This is a genomic window from Amycolatopsis sp. SB7-3 (genome assembly GCF_041021335.1).
Taxonomy (GTDB): domain Bacteria; phylum Actinomycetota; class Actinomycetes; order Mycobacteriales; family Pseudonocardiaceae; genus Amycolatopsis; species Amycolatopsis japonica.
This window is the reverse complement of the sequence record NZ_JBFPJQ010000002.1, coordinates 1278059-1297829: the sequence shown is the minus strand read 5'-3', so window position 1 is coordinate 1297829 and position 19771 is coordinate 1278059. Positions and strand designations below refer to the sequence as shown.

At 69.6% G+C, this 19771-nt stretch carries 16 protein-coding genes; 9 read left to right on the top strand and 7 right to left on the bottom strand.

The window, feature by feature from the left end:
* Window positions 1-82: 82 nt before the first annotated feature.
* Window positions 83-559 carry a GNAT family N-acetyltransferase gene (locus AB8M46_RS24060; protein WP_394361658.1) on the bottom strand — a complete coding sequence of 159 codons (477 nt, stop codon included), beginning with the start codon at window positions 557-559 and terminating at the stop codon, window positions 83-85.
* Between the two features lie 100 nt (window positions 560-659).
* Here AB8M46_RS24060 and AB8M46_RS24055 point away from each other — a divergent pair, with 100 nt between their 5' ends.
* Both AB8M46_RS24055 and AB8M46_RS24050 read left to right on the top strand, forming a co-directional pair.
* Window positions 660-1436, top strand: a complete 777-nt coding sequence (locus AB8M46_RS24055; protein WP_394361657.1) for a cyclase family protein — start codon at window positions 660-662, stop codon at window positions 1434-1436.
* Window positions 1433-3043, top strand: coding sequence for a thiamine pyrophosphate-binding protein (locus AB8M46_RS24050; RefSeq protein ID WP_394361656.1), 1611 nt, complete (start codon window positions 1433-1435; stop codon window positions 3041-3043). The genes AB8M46_RS24055 and AB8M46_RS24050 overlap by 4 nt, the downstream gene beginning before the upstream one ends.
* Window positions 3044-3048: 5 nt before the next feature.
* Here the strand turns inward: AB8M46_RS24050 and AB8M46_RS24045 are convergent, their stop codons facing one another.
* From AB8M46_RS24045 to AB8M46_RS24035, 3 genes are read right to left on the bottom strand one after another with little or no spacing between them, the layout of a single operon-like run.
* Entirely contained in the window at window positions 3049-4311 is a 1263-nt protein-coding gene (locus AB8M46_RS24045; RefSeq protein ID WP_394361655.1) for a class I SAM-dependent methyltransferase, read from the bottom strand.
* Between the two features lie 27 nt (window positions 4312-4338).
* Window positions 4339-5724 (bottom strand): FAD-binding oxidoreductase, encoded by a 1386-nt coding sequence (locus AB8M46_RS24040; RefSeq protein WP_378426223.1) that lies wholly within the window; start codon window positions 5722-5724, stop codon window positions 4339-4341.
* Window positions 5725-5769: 45 nt separating this feature from the next.
* On the bottom strand, window positions 5770-6984 hold the full coding sequence (locus tag AB8M46_RS24035) for an SGNH/GDSL hydrolase family protein (protein WP_394361654.1): 1215 nt from the start codon (window positions 6982-6984) through the stop codon (window positions 5770-5772).
* A gap of 114 nt (window positions 6985-7098) precedes the next feature.
* On the opposite strand from AB8M46_RS24035, the gene AB8M46_RS24030 reads away from it, so the two are divergent.
* From AB8M46_RS24030 to AB8M46_RS24015, 4 genes are all read left to right on the top strand, one after another.
* Window positions 7099-7470, top strand: coding sequence for an MmcQ/YjbR family DNA-binding protein (locus AB8M46_RS24030; protein WP_394361653.1), 372 nt, complete (start codon window positions 7099-7101; stop codon window positions 7468-7470).
* Between the two features lie 112 nt (window positions 7471-7582).
* Window positions 7583-8749 (top strand): sensor histidine kinase, encoded by a 1167-nt coding sequence (locus tag AB8M46_RS24025; protein WP_378426229.1) that lies wholly within the window; start codon window positions 7583-7585, stop codon window positions 8747-8749.
* A complete protein-coding gene (locus AB8M46_RS24020) occupies window positions 8746-9408 on the top strand; it encodes a response regulator (protein ID WP_378426231.1) in 663 nt (220 codons plus the stop codon). Before AB8M46_RS24025 ends, AB8M46_RS24020 begins: the two co-directional genes overlap by 4 nt.
* 20 nt (window positions 9409-9428) lie before the next feature.
* Window positions 9429-12311 carry a BTAD domain-containing putative transcriptional regulator gene (locus AB8M46_RS24015; RefSeq protein WP_394361652.1) on the top strand — a complete coding sequence of 961 codons (2883 nt, stop codon included), beginning with the start codon at window positions 9429-9431 and terminating at the stop codon, window positions 12309-12311.
* Here AB8M46_RS24015 and AB8M46_RS24010 read toward each other — a convergent pair.
* Window positions 12283-12723: a hypothetical protein gene (locus AB8M46_RS24010; protein ID WP_378426235.1), complete on the bottom strand. Its 441-nt coding sequence runs from the start codon at window positions 12721-12723 to the stop codon at window positions 12283-12285. The genes AB8M46_RS24015 and AB8M46_RS24010 overlap by 29 nt on opposite strands.
* A gap of 94 nt (window positions 12724-12817) precedes the next feature.
* Window positions 12818-13555 (bottom strand): carbonic anhydrase family protein, encoded by a 738-nt coding sequence (locus tag AB8M46_RS24005; RefSeq protein ID WP_394361651.1) that lies wholly within the window; start codon window positions 13553-13555, stop codon window positions 12818-12820.
* A gap of 155 nt (window positions 13556-13710) precedes the next feature.
* On the opposite strand from AB8M46_RS24005, the gene AB8M46_RS24000 reads away from it, so the two are divergent.
* Window positions 13711-14190, top strand: coding sequence for a hypothetical protein (locus AB8M46_RS24000; protein WP_394361650.1), 480 nt, complete (start codon window positions 13711-13713; stop codon window positions 14188-14190).
* 4 nt (window positions 14191-14194) lie between these two features.
* Here the strand turns inward: AB8M46_RS24000 and AB8M46_RS23995 are convergent, their stop codons facing one another.
* On the bottom strand, window positions 14195-14848 hold the full coding sequence (locus tag AB8M46_RS23995) for a TetR/AcrR family transcriptional regulator (protein ID WP_037339677.1): 654 nt from the start codon (window positions 14846-14848) through the stop codon (window positions 14195-14197).
* Between the two features lie 116 nt (window positions 14849-14964).
* Here AB8M46_RS23995 and AB8M46_RS23990 point away from each other — a divergent pair, with 116 nt between their 5' ends.
* Together AB8M46_RS23990 and AB8M46_RS23985 are read left to right on the top strand one after the other, a co-directional pair.
* Window positions 14965-17661 (top strand): MMPL family transporter, encoded by a 2697-nt coding sequence (locus AB8M46_RS23990; RefSeq protein ID WP_394361649.1) that lies wholly within the window; start codon window positions 14965-14967, stop codon window positions 17659-17661.
* Window positions 17661-19733: a YhgE/Pip domain-containing protein gene (locus tag AB8M46_RS23985; RefSeq protein WP_037339673.1), complete on the top strand. Its 2073-nt coding sequence runs from the start codon at window positions 17661-17663 to the stop codon at window positions 19731-19733. The genes AB8M46_RS23990 and AB8M46_RS23985 overlap by 1 nt, the downstream gene beginning before the upstream one ends.
* Window positions 19734-19771: the final 38 nt, after the last annotated feature.

Below are 19771 nucleotides of genomic sequence, written 5' to 3'. Positions count from 1 at the left end.
CGAATGTGAAACTTTTATCGAAATCTAATTCAAGAAGTGTTCGTAGGGCATGTTGCGAAAGCCTCGTCAGACCGCCGACCATTCAAAGATCAAGGCGCAGAACGGTTTCCTCAATCTCCCCACCCCGAGCGGCCGCGTAGGCGACTTCGGTCCCAACGACACTGAAGCCAGCCTTCTCCAGCACCCGAAGCGACCCGAGATTGTCGCTGGCGGCGCGGGCGTACAAAGGCCGGACCTCGATCGTCTCCAGGAACAGAGCGAGGGCTCGGCTCGCGATTCCTTGCCCCCAAACGGCGCGGTCGATCCAGTAGGTGATTTCAGCGTCGCCTTCCACGAAGAATCTGCCGATGGTGCCGAGGAAGCGGCCATCACCGGTCACCGCACGCACGATGAGATCCGGAGAAGTCCTCAACTTCGCCATGTGGCGGTCGAACGCCTCGCGATCGTCGGGGTCCCTCGCGACGAACGCGGCCATCCTGACCGATTCGGGGTCACGCATCAGCTCGTACAAGGTGTCCAGGTCGCGGTCCTCGACCGACCGCAGTGCCACCTCGACCATCGATCTCCTCCTCAGCGTATCGGCGACGTCCCAGCCAACCATCAAACCCGAAATCCGCCTAAGGTGGCCGAGACGCCGCAGTCATCCCCGGGAGGCACGCATGTCGTTGTTGGCCCAGCTGAACTCCGCGATCACCACGGGCGCGATCGAGGTCGTCGACCTCACCGCCCCGCTGAGCGCGAGCACCCCGATCCTCCAGTTGCCGGAGCCGTTCGCGAACACGATCCCGTTCGGCCTGGAGGAGATCAGCCGGTACGACGAACGCGGGCCGCGCTGGTACTGGAATAACATCCACACCGGCGAGCACACGGGGACCCATCTCGACGTCCCTGTGCACTGGGTGTCGGGAAAGGACGGCCACGACGTCTCCGAGGTGCCGTTGCGCACGCTGGTCGCCCCGGCCGTGGTGCTCGACGCGTCCGCCCGCGCGGCCGAAGACCCGGACTACCTGCTGTCCATAGAAGACATCCGTGAGTGGGAGCGCGTGAACGGGCCACTGCCCGATGGCGGCTGGCTGCTCTACCGCACGGGCTGGGACGCTCGCTCGCACGATCAGGAAGCCTTCCTCAACAACGACGAGAACGGTCCGCACACCCCGGGTGTTTCGGGGGAGTGCGCTCGCTGGCTCGCGGAGGAGGCGCCGATCACCGGGTTCGGGGTGGAGACAGTCGGCACCGACGCGGGACAGGCTCTCGCGCTCGAACCGACCTTCCCATGCCACGAACTCCTTCTGGGTGCCGGAAAACACGGCCTGACCCAGTTGCGGAACCTGGCGAATCTACCGGCCAAAGGCTCGTTGCTGGTCGTCAGCCCGCTCCCGATCGTCGGCGGCTCCGGCAGCCCAGCCAGGGTCTACGCGCTGGTCGAGCGGGTATGAACGTCGCCGAGCTGGTCGGCCGCACGCTCGCGGAACTCGGTGTGGGTGCCGCGTTCGGGGTGGTGGGCAGCGGCAATTTCGAGGCGACCAACGGATTGCGGGCCGGTGGGGTGCGGTTCGTCGCCGCGCGGCACGAGGGCGGCGCGGCGAGTATGGCCGACGCGTTCGCCCGGATGAGTGGCCAGGTCTCGATACTGAGTCTCCATCAGGGCTGCGGGCTGACCAACGCGCTCACCGGAATCACCGAGGCTGCCAAGAGCCGGACCCCGATGATCGTCCTGGCTGGGGATACCGCGGCGTCTGCGGTGCTGTCGAACTTCCGGGTCGATCAGGACGCGCTCGCGGGCGCCGTCGGCGCGGTGTCCGAACGTGTGCACGGCGCGCGGACCGCGGTCGCCGACACCGTCCGTGCCTATCGGACGGCGGTGCAGCAGCGAAGGACCGTCCTGCTCAACCTTCCGCTCGATGTCCAAGCGCAGGAAGCGCCCGAAGCGGTCACGGTTCCGGAAGTCCCCGGCCCGGCGTCGATCCGCCCGAGTGCCGACGCGATCGCGAAACTGGCCGATCTCCTCGTCAAAGCGCGGCGGCCGGTGTTCATCGCCGGCCGCGGCGCACGGGGGAGCGCCGCACCTCTGAAAGAGCTCGCGGAGGTCTCTGGCGCACTGCTGGCGACTTCGGCGGTGGCGCACGGCCTCTTCCACGACGATCCTTTCTCGATCGGGATCTCGGGCGGCTTTTCGTCGCCGCGCGCGGCGGATCTCATCAGGGACGCCGACCTCGTGATCGGCTGGGGGTGCGCGCTGAACATGTGGACCACCCGGCACGGCACGCTGCTCGGCCCGGCCGCCCGGCGGGTCCAGGTCGACGTCGACCAAGCGGCGCTCGGCGCGCACCGGACAGTCGACCTGGGCGTCGTCGGCGACGTCGCCAGTACGGCCGCGGACGTGCACGCCGAACTCGTGAGGCGTGGCCACCACAGGAGCCGCGAAGCTCCCGAAATCACCCGATGGAACGACGTCCCGTATAACGACCTATCCGGCGGCGGGAGGATCGATCCGCGCACGCTCAGCCGCCGTCTCGACGAGATCCTGCCCGCCGAACGGGTGGTCTCGATCGACTCCGGCAACTTCATGGGCTACCCGAGCGCGTATCTGTCCGTCCCCGACGAAAACGGCTTCTGCTTCACCCAGGCGTTCCAAAGCATCGGACTGGGCCTCGGGACGGCGATCGGCGCGGCGCTGGCCCGGCCGGAGCGCCTGCCGGTACTCGGAGTCGGCGACGGCGGGTTCCACATGGCCCTCTCCGAGCTGGAAACCGCCGTCCGGCTACGGATCCCGCTCGTCGTCATCGTCTACAACGACGCGGCGTACGGCGCCGAGATCCATCATTTCGGCGCGGCGGACATGACGACGGTCCGGTTCCCCGACACCGACATCGCGGCGATCGGACGCGGTTTCGGCTGCGCCGGGGTCACCGTGCGGTCGGTCGAGGATCTCTCCGCCGTCGAGGACTGGCTCGACGGCCCACGGGACGCGCCGCTCGTCGTCGACGCCAAGATCTCCGACGACGGCGGCTCGTGGTGGCTCGCCGAAGCTTTTCGGCATTGAGTCCTCTAAACGCCCCAGTCCGGCCGCAGCGGCATGCCCGCGTCGCCGTCCGGGCCGACCTTCACCCCGAGCACTTGGTGCAGTTCGATTTCCCGTCGTTCGAAGGCGAGGCGGCACGCGGCCATGTACAGCGCCCACACGCGGCTCCGGCCGGCGCCCGCTTCGGCGACGGCTTCGTCCCAGTTCGCGTCGAGGTTGGCGCACCAGGCGCCGAGGGTGGTGGCGTAATGCTCGCGGAGATTCTCCGAATGCCGCACCTCCAGCCCGCTGTCGTGCATCGCGGTGGCGATCTCCCCGACGGATTCCAGTTCGCCGTCGGGGAAGACGTACCGGTCGATGAAACCGCGTGACCGGTGCGGGACGGAGGTGTCCGGGTTGGTGATGCAGTGGTTCAGCAGGCGCCCGTGCGGCTTCAGTTTCCCGGCGAGGAAACGGAAGTACGACGGCAGGTTGCGCGCGCCGATGTGCTCGGTGAGCCCGATCGAAGACACCGCGTCGAAGTCCGTTTCGGTGACGTCGCGGTAGTCGAGGTGCCGTACTTCGGCCTTGTCCGCGAGCCCCTTGGTCACGATGTCCTTCTGCGCCCATTGCGCCTGTTCGCGCGAAAGGGTGACGCCGAGCGCCTCGACGCCGTAGTTCTGGACGGCGTGCTCGACCATCCCGCCCCAGCCGCAGCCGACGTCCAGCAGCCGCATCCCGGGCCGGAGCCCGAGTTTCCGGCACACCAGGTCGAATTTGTGCGCCTGCGCCTCTTCCAGCGACGCGCCTTCGGACGGATACGCGGCGCAGGTGTAGGCCATCGACGGGCCGAGCACCAGTTCGTAGAACCGGTTCGAGACGTCGTAGTGGTTCGAGATCGCGTTGCTGTCGCGCGCTTTCGAGTGCCGTAGCCCGTCGAAGACGCGCTTGGCGCGGCTCGGCAGTTCTTCGGCGGGCGGGGCGACTCGGCGCAGATGCTTCGGTCCGAGTTCGCGCAGCAGCCACAACCGGTCCGCGGCGCTGAGCTGATCGACCTGGGCCACGAGCGCGCGCAACGCCGAGTAGAGATCGCCGTCCACGTCGAGCGCGCCGGCGACGTAGGCGCGGGCGAGCCCGAGATCGCCAGGGGACGACATCAGGTACGTCAGCGCCAACGGCGACCGCACCTGGATCGACACCGGCGCGTCCGCCGGGCCGCTCGTGCTGCCGTCGTAGGCGGTGATGGACACTTCGGCGCTCGGGCCGAGCAACCGCTCGAAGATCTTCCCGACGGTGGTCGTCTCAGCCATGATCGTCTCTCTTCTTCCCTGGCCCGATCACCGCCGCCGCACGCATTTCGCGTACAGGTCGAGCAGGCGGCCGTCGGGGTCGTAGGCCGTCTTCAGTTTCCGGTAGGCGTCGCCGTTGTACAGCCGCCAGAACTCCTCTTCGGCATAGAAACTGTCGGAGTACAGCGATTTCCGCCCGCCGAGCCGGGTCACTTCGGCCTCGATCAGCCGATTGTGCGTATCCGGCGCCTCGCCGGGGTCCAGCGGCACGGCGGACCAGAACCCGAAGTTGACGTACAGCGTCCCGGGGTCCATTTCGTACAGCGGCGAGTTCACGCCGCCCGGCCGCTGCTTCAGCGGGCAGATCCACACCGGGCTGATCGGGATCTCGCGGCGGAAGAAGTCCAGGAACTCCGCGGCCCGCGAGAGCGGCACTTCGATGTCCTGGACGATGGTCTCTTCCGGGGGAAGACGACGGAGCTTGAGCAGTTTCGCGGCGATCCCGAACCGGCGGTCGAGCGCCACGACCTTCCAGTAGACCGACGACCGCAGCAACCGCCTGCCCAGCAACAACCGGGGGAGCCGGTGCTGCACGCCGAACGCCCGCGAGCACCAGAACCAGTCCGTGTCCCAGCGCCACAGGTAGTCCCGGACGCTCAGATGGTCGGTCTCGCGGGACCGGATCGACTTGTAGTAGATGTCGAGCCAGGTGTAATCGCTGGTCACCGGTGCCGAGGAGGTGAAGGTGCCCAGCGTCAGATACTGCTCGCCCGGCCCGAAGACCGTTCCGTCCACGAAGTCCGCCGACCCGCTCCGACATGCCTCGCCGAGGGCCGCGAAGTACTCCTCGGTGTCTTCGTACCGCACATGGTCGAGCCGGACGTACGGCTTGACCGGCTCCAGCTCGATCTTCAACCGCAACGCGTAGCCGAGCGTCCCGTACGAGTTCGGGAAGCCGTGGAACAGATCGCTGTGCTCGTTGTCCGGCCTGGCGACGACGATCCTGCCGTCGCCGGTGAGGATCTCCATCTCCAGTACCGACTCGTGCACGAGCCCGTTGCGGAACGAGGACGACTCGATGCCGAGGCCGGTGACCGCGCCGCCGAGCGTGATCGTCTTGAGCTGCGGCACGACCAACGGCATCAGCCCGTGCGGCAGGGTCGCGTCCACCAGTTGCTCGTAGGTGACCATGCCTTCGACGTCGGCCGTGCGCGCCAAGGGATCGACGTCGAGCACGTGCGTGAATCCCGAGACGTCCAGCCCCGGTGTGCTGGTCGCCTTCCGTGCCCGGAACAGGTTCGACGTCCGCTTCGCCAGCCGGATGGTCCCGTGGAGATCGGCGAGCCGTGCCCGGAGGATTTCGGCACGTGCCTCGTGTTCGGCGAACCGGACCAGCCGCGCCGTCTCCCGGATCCCGCTGTCGCTGCTCGCCATCAGTTCATCGTGCCCCACCGAACCGCCTGGCGCAGCCCTTGACGGTCAGCGGAGCCCGGGCAGCGGGACCGCGTCCGCCATGGCGGTGAAGCCCTTGTCGCCGGGGTGGAGGTGATCACCGGAGTCGTACTCGGGTTTCATCCGCTGCGGGTCGGCGGGATCGCGGATCACCGCGTCGAAGTCGATGTAGCCGTCGAAGAGCCGGCTCGTCCGGATGAACCGGTTCACCGCCTGCCGGGTCTCCTCGAGTTGCGGCGTGTACGAACCCCAGCCCTTCCACGGCGTGATCGTCGCGCCCAGCACGCGCAGACCGCGGTCGTGCGCCCGGCCGGCGATCTGCTTCAACGCCGAGATGATCTTGTTCGGATCGGCCTGGTGCGGGGTCTGCTGGATGTCGTTGATGCCCTCGAACACGATCGCCGTCCGCACACCGGACTGACCGAGCACGTCCCGGTCCAGCCGGGCCAGCGCGTTGACGCCGTAGTTGCCGCCGTCGAGCAGCAGCCGGTTCCCGCTGATCCCGGCGTTGAGCACGCCCGTTCGCGCGCTGATCTTGTCGGCGAGCTGATCGGGCCAGCGCAGGTTCGCGCCCCAGGTCGAGTTCGCCCCGTCGGTGATCGAATCGCCGATCGCCACGACACTGCCCCGCAGGCCGCGGCCCCGGACATCCACACCGGACACGTAGTGCCAGACCGCGGTCTTCTCCGGGAACGCCGCCGCCGACTCGTCGGCCGCCTTGTCGCCGTTCCGGGTGAAGTAGGAGTTCTGCATCGCCAGCGGGTGGTAGGTGACCGGACCCGACGGCGTCGGCGTGTACGTGGTGACCAGGAGATCGCCGTCCCTCGGCACCGTCAGCGCCGCGCCGTCGCTGAGGACGTCGGCGCCCGGCGGCACGGTGACCTCGCGATCCCCGCCGAAGGTCAGCGTGCGCATCGTGCCCGGCACGGCCTGCGGGGTGTCCGGGCCGGCGGCGACCGCGACGGTCACCCGGCCGAACAGCACCGGAGTCCGGCCGAAGGCGTTGGACAGCCGCACACGCACCTCGTGCCCGCCGACGCTGGTGTGCACGATGTTGCGGATCGAGAAGTTCGGGTAGCCGTTGTCGGTCCCGGCCACCCCGGCCGCGGGGGCCGCCGCCCAGGTGCCCACCCAGCCGCTCGGGGCGGCACTTGCCACTCCGGACGGCGGGGCCGCCGCGGCGACCCCGGGCACCACACCCAGCACCAGGATTCCCGCTACGGCGAGCTGTTTCACGCGCATGTCGGTTTCGCCTCCACCCAGTCGGCTCCACCCATCGTCAGTGAATCACCGACAGGCGGTCAACGGCCCGGACGGGACAGGTTTCTGTCGGTGGTCGCGATTAGCCTGAACGCCATGAAGCCAGCCGCCCTCCGGAAGATCTGCCTCGGCTTCCCCGGCGCCCGGGAGGAGTTCCCGTTCGGCGAGGACATCAACGTGTTCAAGGTCGTGGGCAAGGTGTTCGCGCTCGGTCCGCTCAAGGCGGAACCGCTGCGGATCAGCCTCAAATGCGAGCCCGATCTGGCCGTCCGGTTGCGTGCCGAGCATCCGGCGATCATCCCCGGCTACCACCTGAACAAACGACACTGGAACACCGTCGAACTGGACGGTTCGCTGACCGACGACTTCGTCCGGGAGATGATCGAGGACTCGTACGACCTCGTCGTCGCGGGCCTGCCGAAACGAGAACAGGAGAAACTGAACTGGGTCGCGCTCAGCCAGGAATGAGCATCGGAGGTTTCATCGGGATTTCATCGGTCTCTGCCTCCTACCGTGGGCGGAGACGGGTGCCGACCGCCGCACGATGACTCGCCCACCGGGACTTCCTAGGCTGATGTCCGTGCTGGAGATCTTGCGGGACCGGTTCCGGGCACGGGCGCAGGTGAGTCTCGCCCGTGCCGGGCTCGCCCTGCCCTGGTGGGTTCCGGTGAGTTCCACCTTCGTGAGCGTGGTCTTCGCCGTGGTCGCGGTGGTGCAGCGGGACGCCTTGGTACCGCCGCAGCCGATCGCACTGGGCGGGCTGCTCGTGATCGCCACACCGCTGGCGTGGGCGCTCACGGGCTGGGTCGTGCCCTGGGCGCGGGTGGCGGCGCTGATCGCCGCCGCCGCCGTCTTGCTCGCCGAGCCCGCGCTCCCGGATTTCGCGCCGTTGCTGTTGCTGGTCGCGGCCACCGAAGCGGGCAGTGTCCTGCGGACGTCGTGGGGGATCGCCCTCGTCACGATCGCCGCCGAGGTGGTGCTGGCCGTGGCGGGGATCTGGGGCGGGCTGATCGGCGGGCCCGTGTACATGGTCGCGGTCCTGCTCGGCCTCAGCGGCGGGCTCATGACCCGCTGGTACACCAGGGTGCTGGCCGCCGAACGCGGCAACCGGGACGCCTCCCGCGACAAGGCGCTGCTCGCCGAACGCCAGCGCATCGCGCGTGAGGTGCACGACGTCGTCGGTCATTCGCTCAGCATCACCCTGCTGCACCTGACCGGTGCCCGGCACGCGCTGCAACAGGACCGCGACGTCGACGAGGCGATCGAAGCGCTGACCGAAGCCGAGCAGGTGGGACGGGCGGCGATGGCCGACATCCGCCGCACGGTCGGTCTGCTGGCCGACTCCCCGTCGGGCAGTGCCCCGCTACCGGGCGTGGAAGACATCGCGACGCTGGTGGAACGCACCCGCAGCGCCGGACTGGCGGTGCGCTATACACAGGAAGGCGACCTCGGCCGGGTAGGCGCCTCGGAAGGATTGGGCCTCTACCGGATCGTGCAGGAATCACTTGTCAACGTCGTCAAGCACGCCCCCGGCGCGACCGCGGAGGTCCGGCTGGACGCCGGCCGCTCCGGGCTGAACCTCGTCGTCAGCAACACCCTCCCCGCGACCGTCCGCCGCGCGGCCGAGGACGGCTCGGGACTGGCCGGGATGGCCGTCCGGGCGGCGCAGCTCGGTGCCGATCTCAGTGCCGGCCCGAGCGGCAGGCAGTGGATCGTGCGCGTCACCGTGCCGGGGGTCAAGCCGTGAGCGCCGCCGAGATCCAGGTGCTGCTGGTCGACGACCAGGAGCTGGTCCGGTCCGGGCTGCGGCGCATCCTGCGCCGGCGCGACGGGTTCGTCATCGCGGGGGAGTGCGGTGACGGCGCGGAGGTGCCCGCGGCGCTGGCCGCGCACGAAGTCGACGTCATCGTGATGGACCTGCGGATGAAGAACGTCGGCGGAGTCGAGGCCACGAGGCGGCTGCGGCGGACCGGCGGGCATCCGCCGGTGCTCGCGCTGACCACTTTCGACGACGACAACCTGTTGGCCGACGCGCTGCGGGCGGGCGCGGCGGGTTATGTGCTCAAGGATTCCCCCGCCGAAGACCTGATCCGGGCCGTGCGGGCGGTCGCCGCGGGTGACGCCTGGCTGGACCCCGGCGTCACCGGGCGGGTGCTCGCCGCCTACCGGCAGGCCGCCGGGAACGGCAGCGGCGGGCGTTCACCGGAACTGCTGACACCGAGGGAACAGGACGTGCTCAGGGCGATCGGCCGGGGGCTGACCAACGCGGAGATCGCCGCGACCCTCGTGATTTCGGAGGTGACCGTGAAAAGCCATATCGGCCGGATCTTCACCAAACTCGAGTTGCGGGACCGGGCGGCGGCGATCGTGTACGCGTTCGATCACGGGATCGTGGTGCCGGGCTAGTGCGGGACGAAGGGGGGATCATGTCGGAATCGAAACTGCGGTTCGAAGTGCTCGGCCCGTTGCGGGCCTGGCACGGCGAGACCCGGCTGGACCTCGGGCCGGTCCGCCAGCAGGCCGTCCTCGCCGCGCTGCTGCTGCGCCCGGACGTGACCGTCAGCCATTACGAACTCACCGACGGGCTCTGGGAGAAACCGCCGGAGTCGAACGTGCTGCCGGTGTACGTCCGGCGGCTGCGGCAATGCCTGGACACCTCGGGGACGAAGCCGCGGGACTCGGTGATCGTGTCCGACCGCGGTGGCTACCGGTTCGCCGGCAGTGGGGTGCGCCTCGACGTGATCCGGCTGGAAGAGGTCGCCGCCGTCGCGGCCGCCGCCGAGGAAGCGGGCGACCTCGTCGCCGCGGTGGATACCTTCGCCGACGCGCTCCGGCTGTTCCACGGCGAGCCGCTGACGGGACTGCCCGGCGCGTTCGTCCAGGGTGAGCGGCGACGGCTGGAGGAACGCAAACTGCTGTTGCTGCGCCGGAAACTGAAGGCCCAGCTGAAACTCGGACGGTTCGACGAGGTGATCGGCGAGCTTTCGGCGCTGGTGTCCGCCGATCCGCCGAGCGAGCCGCTGGCCGCGTTGCTGATGCGGGCGCTCTACGGCGGCGGGCGGCAGGCGGAGGCGCTGGAGGTGTTCACCGACGTCCGCGAGCGGCTGGTGGAGCAGCTCGGTGTCGAGCCGGGTGAGGAGCTGCGGCAGGTACAGGAGGCGGTGCTGCGCGGGGACGAAGCGCTGCTCGGTGTCGCCCCGCGCCGGGAGCCTACTCGCCGGATCCGCAACGAATTGCCCGCCACCAACGGCGAACTCGTAGGCAGGGACCGGGAACTCGCGCTGCTCGTGGCGGACGGCGATCCGGAGTCGGTTTCGGTCGACACCGTCGACGGCGTCCCGGGCGCGGGGAAGACCACGCTCGCGGTGCGCGCGGCCCACGGGCTCCGCGAGTCCTATCCGGACGGTGCGTTGTTCGTGGATCTCCACGGCTACACCGAAGGTCGTGAGCCGGTGACGCCGGAGCGCGCGCTGCGTCGGCTGCTGCGCGCGGTCGGGGTAGACGACGGGCTCATGCCCGACGATCTCGACGAACTCTCCGCGTCGTGGCGGGCGGCGACCGCGCAACTGCGGTTGTTGCTGGTGCTCGACAACGCCGAGTCCGCCGGGCAGGTGCGGCCCTTGCTGCCGTCCGGGCCGGGCAGCCGGGTGCTGGTGACCAGCCGTCGCCGTCTGTCCGGTTTGGACGCCGATCGCCGCGTTTCCCTCGGCGCGCTGGGTATCGAAGCGGCGGAACGGCTGCTCGGCCGGATCGTCGGGGCGCCGAGGGCGGAGGGTGAGCGGTTCGCCGTGCGTGCGCTCGCCGGGCTGTGCGGGCGTTTGCCGCTCGCGCTGCGGATCGCGGGCGCCCGGCTGCAGAACCGTCCGATGTGGACGTTCAAGGATCTGGTGGACCGGATGTCGGACGACGAGCGCAGGCTCGGCGAACTGACCGCCGAGGACCGCAGTGTCGAGGTGGCGCTGCGCCTGTCGTACGAACAGCTGCGCCCCGCCGAGCAGGACGCGTTCAGCGTGCTCGGCCTGTCGCCGACCGCCGAGTTCGACCGGCTCTCGGTCTCCGCGCTGCTGGACTGCTCGCCCGCCGAAGCCGAGCGGCGGCTGGAAAGCCTGGTCGACGCGAGCCTCGTGCAGGAGCCGGCGAGCGGCCGTTACCGGCTGCACGACCTGGTGGCGGTCTACGCCCGGCGGCTCGCAGGCGAGATGCCCGAGGAGGCCGCCGAAGCGGCACGGAAACGCGTGTACGGCTTGTATCTCGGCGCCGCTCGACGGGCGAGCGAATGGGGTGTCGCGCGGTTCCCGCTGGAGACGGGTGGTCCTTTCACAGGCCAGCGTGACGCTTCCGCCTGGCTCGACGCCGTCGGCGAACTGCCGGAGGTGGTGTCGCAAGCGGCCGAAGCCGGGCTGGACGACCTCGCGTGCGCCGTCGCCGAGGGACTGGTCGACTATCTCGCGCGTCAGCAGCGGTACCACGAATGCCGGACGGCGTTGCAGATCGCGCTCCCGCTGGCGGAACGGGCCGAAGACGAACGTCTCGTCTCGTCGCTGCGGTTCTGCCTCGGCTACGCCTACGCCATGCAAGGGCAGCTGGACCGGGCGCGCGGCTGGTTCGACGACGCACTGCGGGCGGGCCAGGCCTCCGGGGACCGCGGTGTGGAGGCGCGGGCACTGGGCGGGCTGACCATGGTGGATCTGATCGCCGGACGGCACGATCTGGCGATCCCCGGCATGCGGCGGGTGATGGTCCTCGCCGACGAGGTGGGGGACAGGTGGCTCGCCGAGAGATCGCTGTCCGCGCTCGGTTATCTCGCGTACATGCGAGGGGAGCACGAAGAGGCGCTCGGCCACCTCGGCCGCGCCCAGGCGCTGGGGGAGGAGATCGGCAGTCCCGGGATGGTGGCCAGGGTGCTGTGCCACAGCGGCACCGTCCGGCTCGAAACCGGCAGGTTCGCCGAAGCCGCGCTCGACCTCCGGCGGTCCGTCGAACTCGCCGAGGAGACCACGGACGGCCTTCTGACCGCGACCAGTCTCGCCCGGTTGGGCGCCGCGGAACTGGAACTGGGGAACCTCGACGCCGCGTTCGAACTCCAGCGGCGGGCGCTGACCGCGGTCACCGAGGAGACCATCGTCGGGATGGAGTCCGAGATCCGCAACCGGCTCGGCCGTACCCACCTCGCGGCGGGTGACCCGGTGGCGGCGAGGGAGCATTTCGAGTGGGTGCTCACCACCATCGGACCCGACGGCGATCCCGCTCAGCGCACTCTCGCGCTGGAGGGGCTGGAGCTCACCAAACAGTCGGTACTCCGGCGTTGACGATCGTGAACCGGTGCCCCGCCATGCTCGTCCGCCAGCGCGCGAAGTAGGTGTCGGCGGCGTCGGCCAGGTGCACGCCGGCGCGGACCTCGTGGACGGCGTAAGCCCACTCCGCAGCGTCGCACAGCACCAATTCCCTTGGTGCGCCGCGTTTGCGGAGCACGGAGGAGCAGAGGGCGCCGCGCCGGCCGACGGCGCCGTCGTCGAGACAACGACGGAGGTCTTCGACGGCGTCGGCGGCGGTGTCGAACAGCGTCCAGCGGTACCTCGGCGACGGGCGGCCGTCGGCCCACGGGGTGAAGAACGCCGCCCAGCTCCAGCCCGGTCCGGCGACCCCGTCCCGTTGCCCGGGGTTCGGCGCGTCGTCCCGGGGCGTCACCATGTTGTACGGGGTCCGGCTCGCCGGGCTCATGCACGTCTCCTCGTGGACCACCGGTCCGCGGTCGCGGATCCGTGCCCGGAACCGTAGGGCGGAGCCATGAAATCCCGATGAAACGCCGGTGGCACTAGAACTGCGGCACCACGGTCAGCCGCCGCCCGTTGAGCGGCTGCGGCGCGCGGGCGTTGCCCGCACCGAACAGGCCCTGGAACCGCGCGATCGTCGACGGCGAAACGGTCTGCTCGGACATCAGGAACCACTGCACCCCTTCGGTGAACGGGGCCGTCGTGAGCGAGCCGTCGTACCGCAGCGTGCTCCGGTCGCGGGGCAGGAGCGTGGCGAGGTCGAAGTCCTCCAACGCCACCGTTTCGCCGCATTCCGGGGCGAGCTTCGCCAGGACGCGATCCACCGGCGAGGCGGCGCCCGAGCGCAGCGGCACGCCGATCACCAGCAGTTTCCCGGCGGCACTACGGTGCACGAAATGCATTTCCAGCGGATCGGTGCGGCCGAGGAAACGGTGTTCGGACGGCGTGTGGAAATGGAACTGTTCGAGGTCGTAGCGGACCCCGGCGAGTGTGACGTGCCCGGTGCCCGGCTTGACGATGGCCTCTTCGGTTTCTTCGTGATTCCTCGTACTGCATCCGTTGGCGTCCGACGCGTCCTTTCGGATGTATTCGAGGTCCAGGTGTGAGTGGCCGTAGGAGATGTCCGGTTTCGGCAGGGCCGGGTCGAACCTGATCGCGCCGGGGGAAATGTCGACCGGGCTCTGTGACGGCTGCCGTGAGTGGGCGGTGCCGCCCGCGGTGAGCAGGAATCCGGCGAGGGCGAGGGGAACGACGAATGCGACAAGGCGCCTGCGCGTCACGCTCTGAACCTTTCGAAGAGCCGCACCCGATGGAGTGGTGCGCGCGAGAAGAACACATCTTTTTCCTGTGCTGAAGAATGTGCAAGCGTGGCCCGCGTCTATATTTCGTAAAGATCCACTGTGCGCATCCGGGTGGACACCCTTAGTATTCGAAGATGTCGATCTTGACCGTGCTCCTCAGCCTGGTGGCCCTGTTTCCCGCCGTGGACCCCGTCGCGCGAACGGGTGCCTGCGAGGGAACGGACGGGGTGACCGTCGCGGTCGGCGTGCTCGTGCGGTGCGTGCCCGGCTCGCCCGGTGACGCGCGGACCGCGCTCGAACGCTCCGGGCTCGCGGTTCGGCTGGGGGACGGATCGGGGCCGTACGGCGATTCCCGCTACGTCTGCCGCGTCGAAGGCCTGCCCGAGGGCGATCCGTGCACCGGTCATCGGGACGGAGCGTCGTTCTGGAAGGTGTGGCGGGTCGGGCTGGATCCGGTCGCCTGGCGCGAATCCGGGACCCAGGAGGGGCCCGGCGCGGTGCGTGTTTGTCCCGGCGGGCTCGTCGGCTTCGTCTTCGGGCCGAAGACCGCGCAGATGCCCGTGGCGCCCGAGCGCGTCGTGACCACGCCCGGGTGGCTTCCGCCCCGGTGCTGACGGGTCAGTGCGCCGGGACGATGAGCGACGCCATCACCTTCGGGATCAGTTCGCTGACGAACCGGCCGTCGGCGGGGAGTTCGCCGCCTGCCAGCAGATAGTTCTGCAGTCCTTGTTCGTACAGGGCGACGAGGACGAGCACCGCGTCGTCCGCCGAGATCGTCAGCTTCCGGCCGATCCGGTCCAGGGTGCCGACCAGGATCGCGCCCAGTTCGGTGTGGAAATGCCGGAACGCGGCGCCGATCCGGTCGCGGAGCTCCGGCTGCCGCAGGCCCTGCGTGCGGAATTCCGCGCACAGCAGGTACCAGTCCTTGTCCGCGTTGAGCGCGACCATGAACAGTTCGGCGATCCGCCCGAGCGTGGGGGAGAGGTCTTCGTGCGCGCCGACGACGGTGTCGCCGAGCACGCTCTCGGTGGCCTCGCGGAACCGCTCGAGCCGGATCGCGTTCTCCTCCTGGAACAGGGCGAGGAAGAGGTCTTCCTTCGAGCTGAAGTTGGAGTAGAAGGCGCCGCGGGTGAAGCCGGCGCGTTCGCAGATCAGCTCGACCGGGGTGTCCCGGATGCCGCGTTCGGAGAAGGCCTCGTACGCCGCGTCGATCAGCCGGCGGCGGGTGTCCGCCCGGCGCCTGGTCATGGTGGCGCCCCGCTCCTCGGTCATCTCGCCATTCTTTCGCATCGGCCCGGTTCACCCGGCTGTGGGACAGGATACATCGTGAATCGGATACAGCGTGTATTACGATACGCCATGTATCCAACGAGCGCCGGGAGCCGATCGTGTCGTCATTCCTCTACCGCCTCGGCAGGCTGGCCGCCCGCGGACGCGTACTGGTCACCGCGTTGTGGCTGGTCGTGCTGTGCGTCTCCGGCGGCGCGGCGCTGCTGTTCGGCCAGGGCACCGACGACACGTTCGCGATCCCCGGCTCGGAGTCCCAGGAGGCGCTCGATCACCTCGGGCGCGTCTTCCCGCAGGTGAGCGGGACGTCGGCGCAGCTGGTGGTGCTCGTCCCCGAAGGGCAGCGGGCCGATTCCGCCGCTGTACGCGACTCCGTCTCCGCCGTGGTCCCGGAGCTGACCGGTGCCCCGCAGGTCTCGACGGTGGTCAATCCCTTCGACCCGGCCGTGCACGACGCGGTGTCCAAGGACGGTCGCGCCGCGCTGGTCACCGTCCAGCTCGACGTCGGACTGGCCGACATCCAGCCGTCGACCCGGACCGCGCTCGCCGGGATCGCACAGGACCTGGAGAACCGGATCGGCCACGGCACCGAGGTGCTCACCGGCGGCGACGCGTTCTCGGACAAGGTGCCGAAGCTCAGCCCCACCGAGGGGATCGGCCTCGTCATCGCGCTCGTCGTGCTGCTGATGGTGTTCGGTTCGTTCATCGCGGCCGGAATGCCTTTGCTGACGGCGATCCTCGGTGTCGGCGTCTCGGTGGCGCTGGTCTACGCGGCGACGTCGGTGGCGACGGTGTCCTCCACGGCGCCGATGCTCGCGGTCATGCTCGGGCTGGCCGTCGGCATCGACTACGCGCTCTTCCTCCTTTCCCGCCACCGGGATCAGCTCGCCGAAGGACTCGAGGTCGAGGAGTCCATCGCCAGGGCGACCGCCACCGCCGGATCGGCGGTCATCTTCGCCGGGCTCACCGTGGTGATCGCGCTGCTGGGCCTGTTCGTCGCCGGGATCCCGTTCCTGACGACGATGGGTATCGCGGCGGCGGGCGGCGTCGCGGTCGCGGTGATCGTGGCCATCACCCTCATCCCCGCGCTGCTGGCGTTCGCCGGCGAACGGCTGCGGCCCAAGAAGCCGCGAAAGGCACGGAAGACCAAGAAGAAGACGCGGTTCAGCCTTCGCTGGGTCCGGCTCGCCACGAAGTCCCCGTGGGTCACGATCGCGCTGATCGTCGGGGTGCTCGCGATCGCGTCGGTTCCCGCGCTGGATCTTCGGCTCGCCTTGCCGGACAACGGAACCGACGAGGACGGCACCCCGGCCCGGGTCGCTTACGACGCCGTCGCCGAGCATTTCGGGCCAGGCTTCAACGGCCCGCTCGTCGTCACCGCGGACATCCTGTCGACCACCGACCCGGTCGGGATCACCAACGGCATCGCCGACGACATCCGCAAGGTGCCCGGCGTCGCCGTCGTCCCACTCGCGACGCCGAACCCCAAGGGCGACACCGCGATCATCCAGGTCGTGCCGACGACCGGCGCCTTCGACGAGGCGACCGACGACCTCGTCGAACGGCTGCGGTCGATGGAAGGACAGTTCAAGGACCGGTACGGCGTGCAGACCGCGGTCACCGGGTTCACCGCCGTCGGCATCGACGTGTCCACGCAACTCGGTGACGCGCTGCTGCCGTTCGGCATCCTGGTCGTCGGGCTCTCGCTGGTGTTGCTGGCGATGGTGTTCCGCTCGATCCTCGTGCCGCTCAAAGCCACCTTCGGCTACCTGCTTTCTATCGGTGCGGCGTTCGGCGCGACGTCGTTCGTGTTCGGGCAGGGACATCTGGCGGACGCGCTGGGCGTCACCCGCACCGGCAGCGTGATCAGCTTCCTGCCGATCATCCTGATGGGTGTCCTTTTCGGACTGGCCATGGATTACGAGGTGTTCCTCGTGTCCCGGATCAGGGAGGACTACGTCCATCACGGCGACGCGCACAAGGCGATCGAGACGGGCTTCGTGTCCGCGTCGAGGGTCGTGACCGCGGCGGCGGTGATCATGCTGGGCGTGTTCGCCGCCTTCGTGCCCGATGGCAGCGCCACGATCAAACCGATCGCGTTCAGTCTCGCGGTCGGGGTATTCGTGGACGCCTTCCTGGTGCGGATGACGCTCGTGCCGGCGATCCTCGCGCTGCTGGGCCCGCGCGCCTGGGGCCTGCCGCCGAGGCTGGACCGCAAACTCCCGGTGTTCGACGCCGAGGGCGACGGCCTCGTCCACGAACTCCGGCTCGCCGACTGGCCCGCGCCGGGTTCGCCCGAGGTGATCAGTGCCGCCGGTCTCCGGGTCGACGACGACCGGGGCCGCACCATCTTCCGCGACGTCGAACTGCATCTCGGCCCGGGGGAGATCCTCGCCGTGCACGGTTCCGGCCCGGCGGGCAAGAGCGCGCTGCTCTACGCGCTCGCCGGCCGGGTGCCGAACGTCCGCGGTGATCTGAAGGTCCTCGGCCGGGTGCTGCCGCAGCACGCGCACGCCGTCCGGCGGAACGTCGCCTTCGTCGCCTGCAAGGAGACCGACGACCCGGCAGGCGAGGTCCGTCGCGCGCTCGACGACGGTGTCGCGCTCGTCTTCCTCGACGACCTGGACACCGTCGTCAACACCGCCCAGCGCGCGGGGTTGCGAGCCTCGTTCGCGAGCCGGGACGCGACCTTCGCCGTGTCCTGCCAGAGCCTCGCCATCGTGCGGGATCTGCTGCCCACCACCGCCGTCGCGGGTCTCGCCATGACACCCGCCCCCGTCCCCGCCGAGGTCCGCTGATGTCCCGCTTCTTCACCGGTTCCGCCCGCGCGACCGCCATCGGACCGCTGACCTGGAAGACCTGGCTCGGGATCGTGCTCGTGCCGGTGATCGTCGCGCTCGGGCTGGCGTGGGCGTTCTGGTCGCCCGAGGCCAACCACGGCGCGGCCAAGGCCGCCGTGGTCAACGACGACGAGCCGGTGACGGTGAACGGGCAGCTGATCCCGCTCGGCCGGGAACTGGCCGGAAACCTCGTGCACGGCGAGGATTCCGCCTACACGTGGGTGCTCACCGACGCCGAGGACGCGAAGGAGGGCATTTCCGACGGCACGTATTCGGCCGTCGTGACGATTCCGCGGGACTTCTCCGCGCAGGCCACGTCGACGTCGGGTAAGCCGCTCGACGCGAAGCAGGCGATCATGCGCGTCGAGACGTCACAGCGCACCGGTCTGGTCGATCCGGTGGCGAGCCGCGAGGTCGCGAACGCGACGCTCACCGCGCTGAACCGGCAGATCGTCGAGACCTATGTGGACAATCTGTACGTCGGGTTCTCCTCTATCCACCAGCAGCTGGTGCAGGCGGCCGACGGCAGCGACCAGCTCGTGGTCGGACTGCGGCAGTTGTCCGACGGGACCGGGAAACTGGCCGCGGGCGCGGGAGAACTCGCCGGTGGGGCGGGAAAACTCAGCGGCGCCGCCGGGCAGCTGGCGGACGGCGCGCGCAAACTCGCGAACGGCACCGGGCAGCTCGCCACCGGTTCCGGTCAGTTGTCGTCGGGGCTGACGCAGGCGGAGAAGGACACCGCGCAGCTGCCCCGGCTGACCAGGGAACTGGCCGACGGGGCACAGCAGGTCGCGAACGGCAACAAGCAGCTGTCCGACAAGATCTCGCCGCTGGCGGACAAGGTCGTGCGGATCATCGACGCCCTGCCGTCGGCTGGCGACTCGGCGCGCAAATTCGCGGAACTGGCCCGGAAATGCGATCAGGACACGAAGTTCTGCGCCGATCTCAAGGCCGCTTCGGAGAAGCTCACGGCCGACGCCGCGATCCTCGACGGCAAACGCGCCGAAATCCGCGACGCCGTCGTCCAGACGAAGAAGGCGGTGCAAGACCTTTCGGCGGGCTCGCAGAAGGTCGCCGACGGGAACAAGCAGCTCGCGGACAAGTCGAAGGAACTCGCGGGCGGCATCGGCACGGCGGCCGACGGCGCGCGGAAACTCGACGCCGGGGTCAAGGCCGCCGATTCGGGGGCACGGCAGCTCGCCGACGGCTCCGGGCAACTCGCCGGCGGCGCGACGACGCTGTCCACCGGTGCGGGTGAACTCGCCACCGGCGCCCGTTCCGCCGCCGATGGCGCCGAGCGCGCCGAATCCGGGGCCTCGGAACTGGCCAAGGGCCTCAACGAGGGCCGGGGCAAGGTGCCCGACTACACCCAGGCCGAACGCGACCACCTCAAACAGGTCGCCGCCACCCCCGCGATCGCCGACACGGCGGGCTCGGGATCGTTCGGCGAAGGCGCGGTGGCGCTGATCCTGGTGCTGGCGCTGTGGGGCTGCGCGCTGGCGACGTACCAGGTGATCCGGGCGGTGCCGCCGAGCGTGCTCACCACCCGCGAACCGAGCTGGCGGATCATCCTCGCCGCAGCCGTCCCCGGCGCGACGCTGGCGGTGCTGACCGCCCTGATCCTGACCGGCGTGTTCTGGGCGTTCCTCGGCCTGAGCTTCGGCAAGGCGGTGACGCTGCTGGTGGTGCTCGTGCTCGCGGCGGGGACGTTCACCGTCGTCAACCAGGCGCTGGTGGCGATCTTCAAACGTCCTGGCCGCTTCGCCGCCCTCGCCATCCTCGTGCTCACAGTCGGTGCTTCGCTGGTCTCGACCGTGCCTGGCTTTTTCGGCACCGTGCTGGGGATCCTGCCGACCAACGGCGCCTTGGTGGCGCTGCGGTCGCTGCTGACCGGGACGGACGGACTGACGTCGGGCATCGTGCAGCTCGTGGTGTGGCTGGGAATCGGGACCCTGGCGATGATCCTGGTGACGGACCGGCGGCGGTCCTTGCCCGGACGGGAACTGCGGCTACCCCTCAGGGGTATGTGACGAGGATCGCGGTCTGGTACCCCTAGGGGGTATGTATG

Coding starts and splice junctions, on each gene's coding strand:
- AB8M46_RS24060 (WP_394361658.1), bottom strand. CDS start 559: ATGGTCGAGGTGGCACTGCGGTCGGTCGAGGACCGCGACCTGGACACC.
- AB8M46_RS24055 (WP_394361657.1), top strand. CDS start 660: ATGTCGTTGTTGGCCCAGCTGAACTCCGCGATCACCACGGGCGCGATC.
- AB8M46_RS24050 (WP_394361656.1), top strand. CDS start 1,433: ATGAACGTCGCCGAGCTGGTCGGCCGCACGCTCGCGGAACTCGGTGTG.
- AB8M46_RS24045 (WP_394361655.1), bottom strand. CDS start 4,311: ATGGCTGAGACGACCACCGTCGGGAAGATCTTCGAGCGGTTGCTCGGC.
- AB8M46_RS24040 (WP_378426223.1), bottom strand. CDS start 5,724: ATGGCGAGCAGCGACAGCGGGATCCGGGAGACGGCGCGGCTGGTCCGG.
- AB8M46_RS24035 (WP_394361654.1), bottom strand. CDS start 6,984: ATGCGCGTGAAACAGCTCGCCGTAGCGGGAATCCTGGTGCTGGGTGTG.
- AB8M46_RS24030 (WP_394361653.1), top strand. CDS start 7,099: ATGAAGCCAGCCGCCCTCCGGAAGATCTGCCTCGGCTTCCCCGGCGCC.
- AB8M46_RS24015 (WP_394361652.1), top strand. CDS start 9,429: ATGTCGGAATCGAAACTGCGGTTCGAAGTGCTCGGCCCGTTGCGGGCC.
- AB8M46_RS24010 (WP_378426235.1), bottom strand. CDS start 12,723: ATGAGCCCGGCGAGCCGGACCCCGTACAACATGGTGACGCCCCGGGAC.
- AB8M46_RS24000 (WP_394361650.1), top strand. CDS start 13,711: ATGTCGATCTTGACCGTGCTCCTCAGCCTGGTGGCCCTGTTTCCCGCC.
- AB8M46_RS23995 (WP_037339677.1), bottom strand. CDS start 14,848: ATGACCGAGGAGCGGGGCGCCACCATGACCAGGCGCCGGGCGGACACC.
- AB8M46_RS23985 (WP_037339673.1), top strand. CDS start 17,661: ATGTCCCGCTTCTTCACCGGTTCCGCCCGCGCGACCGCCATCGGACCG.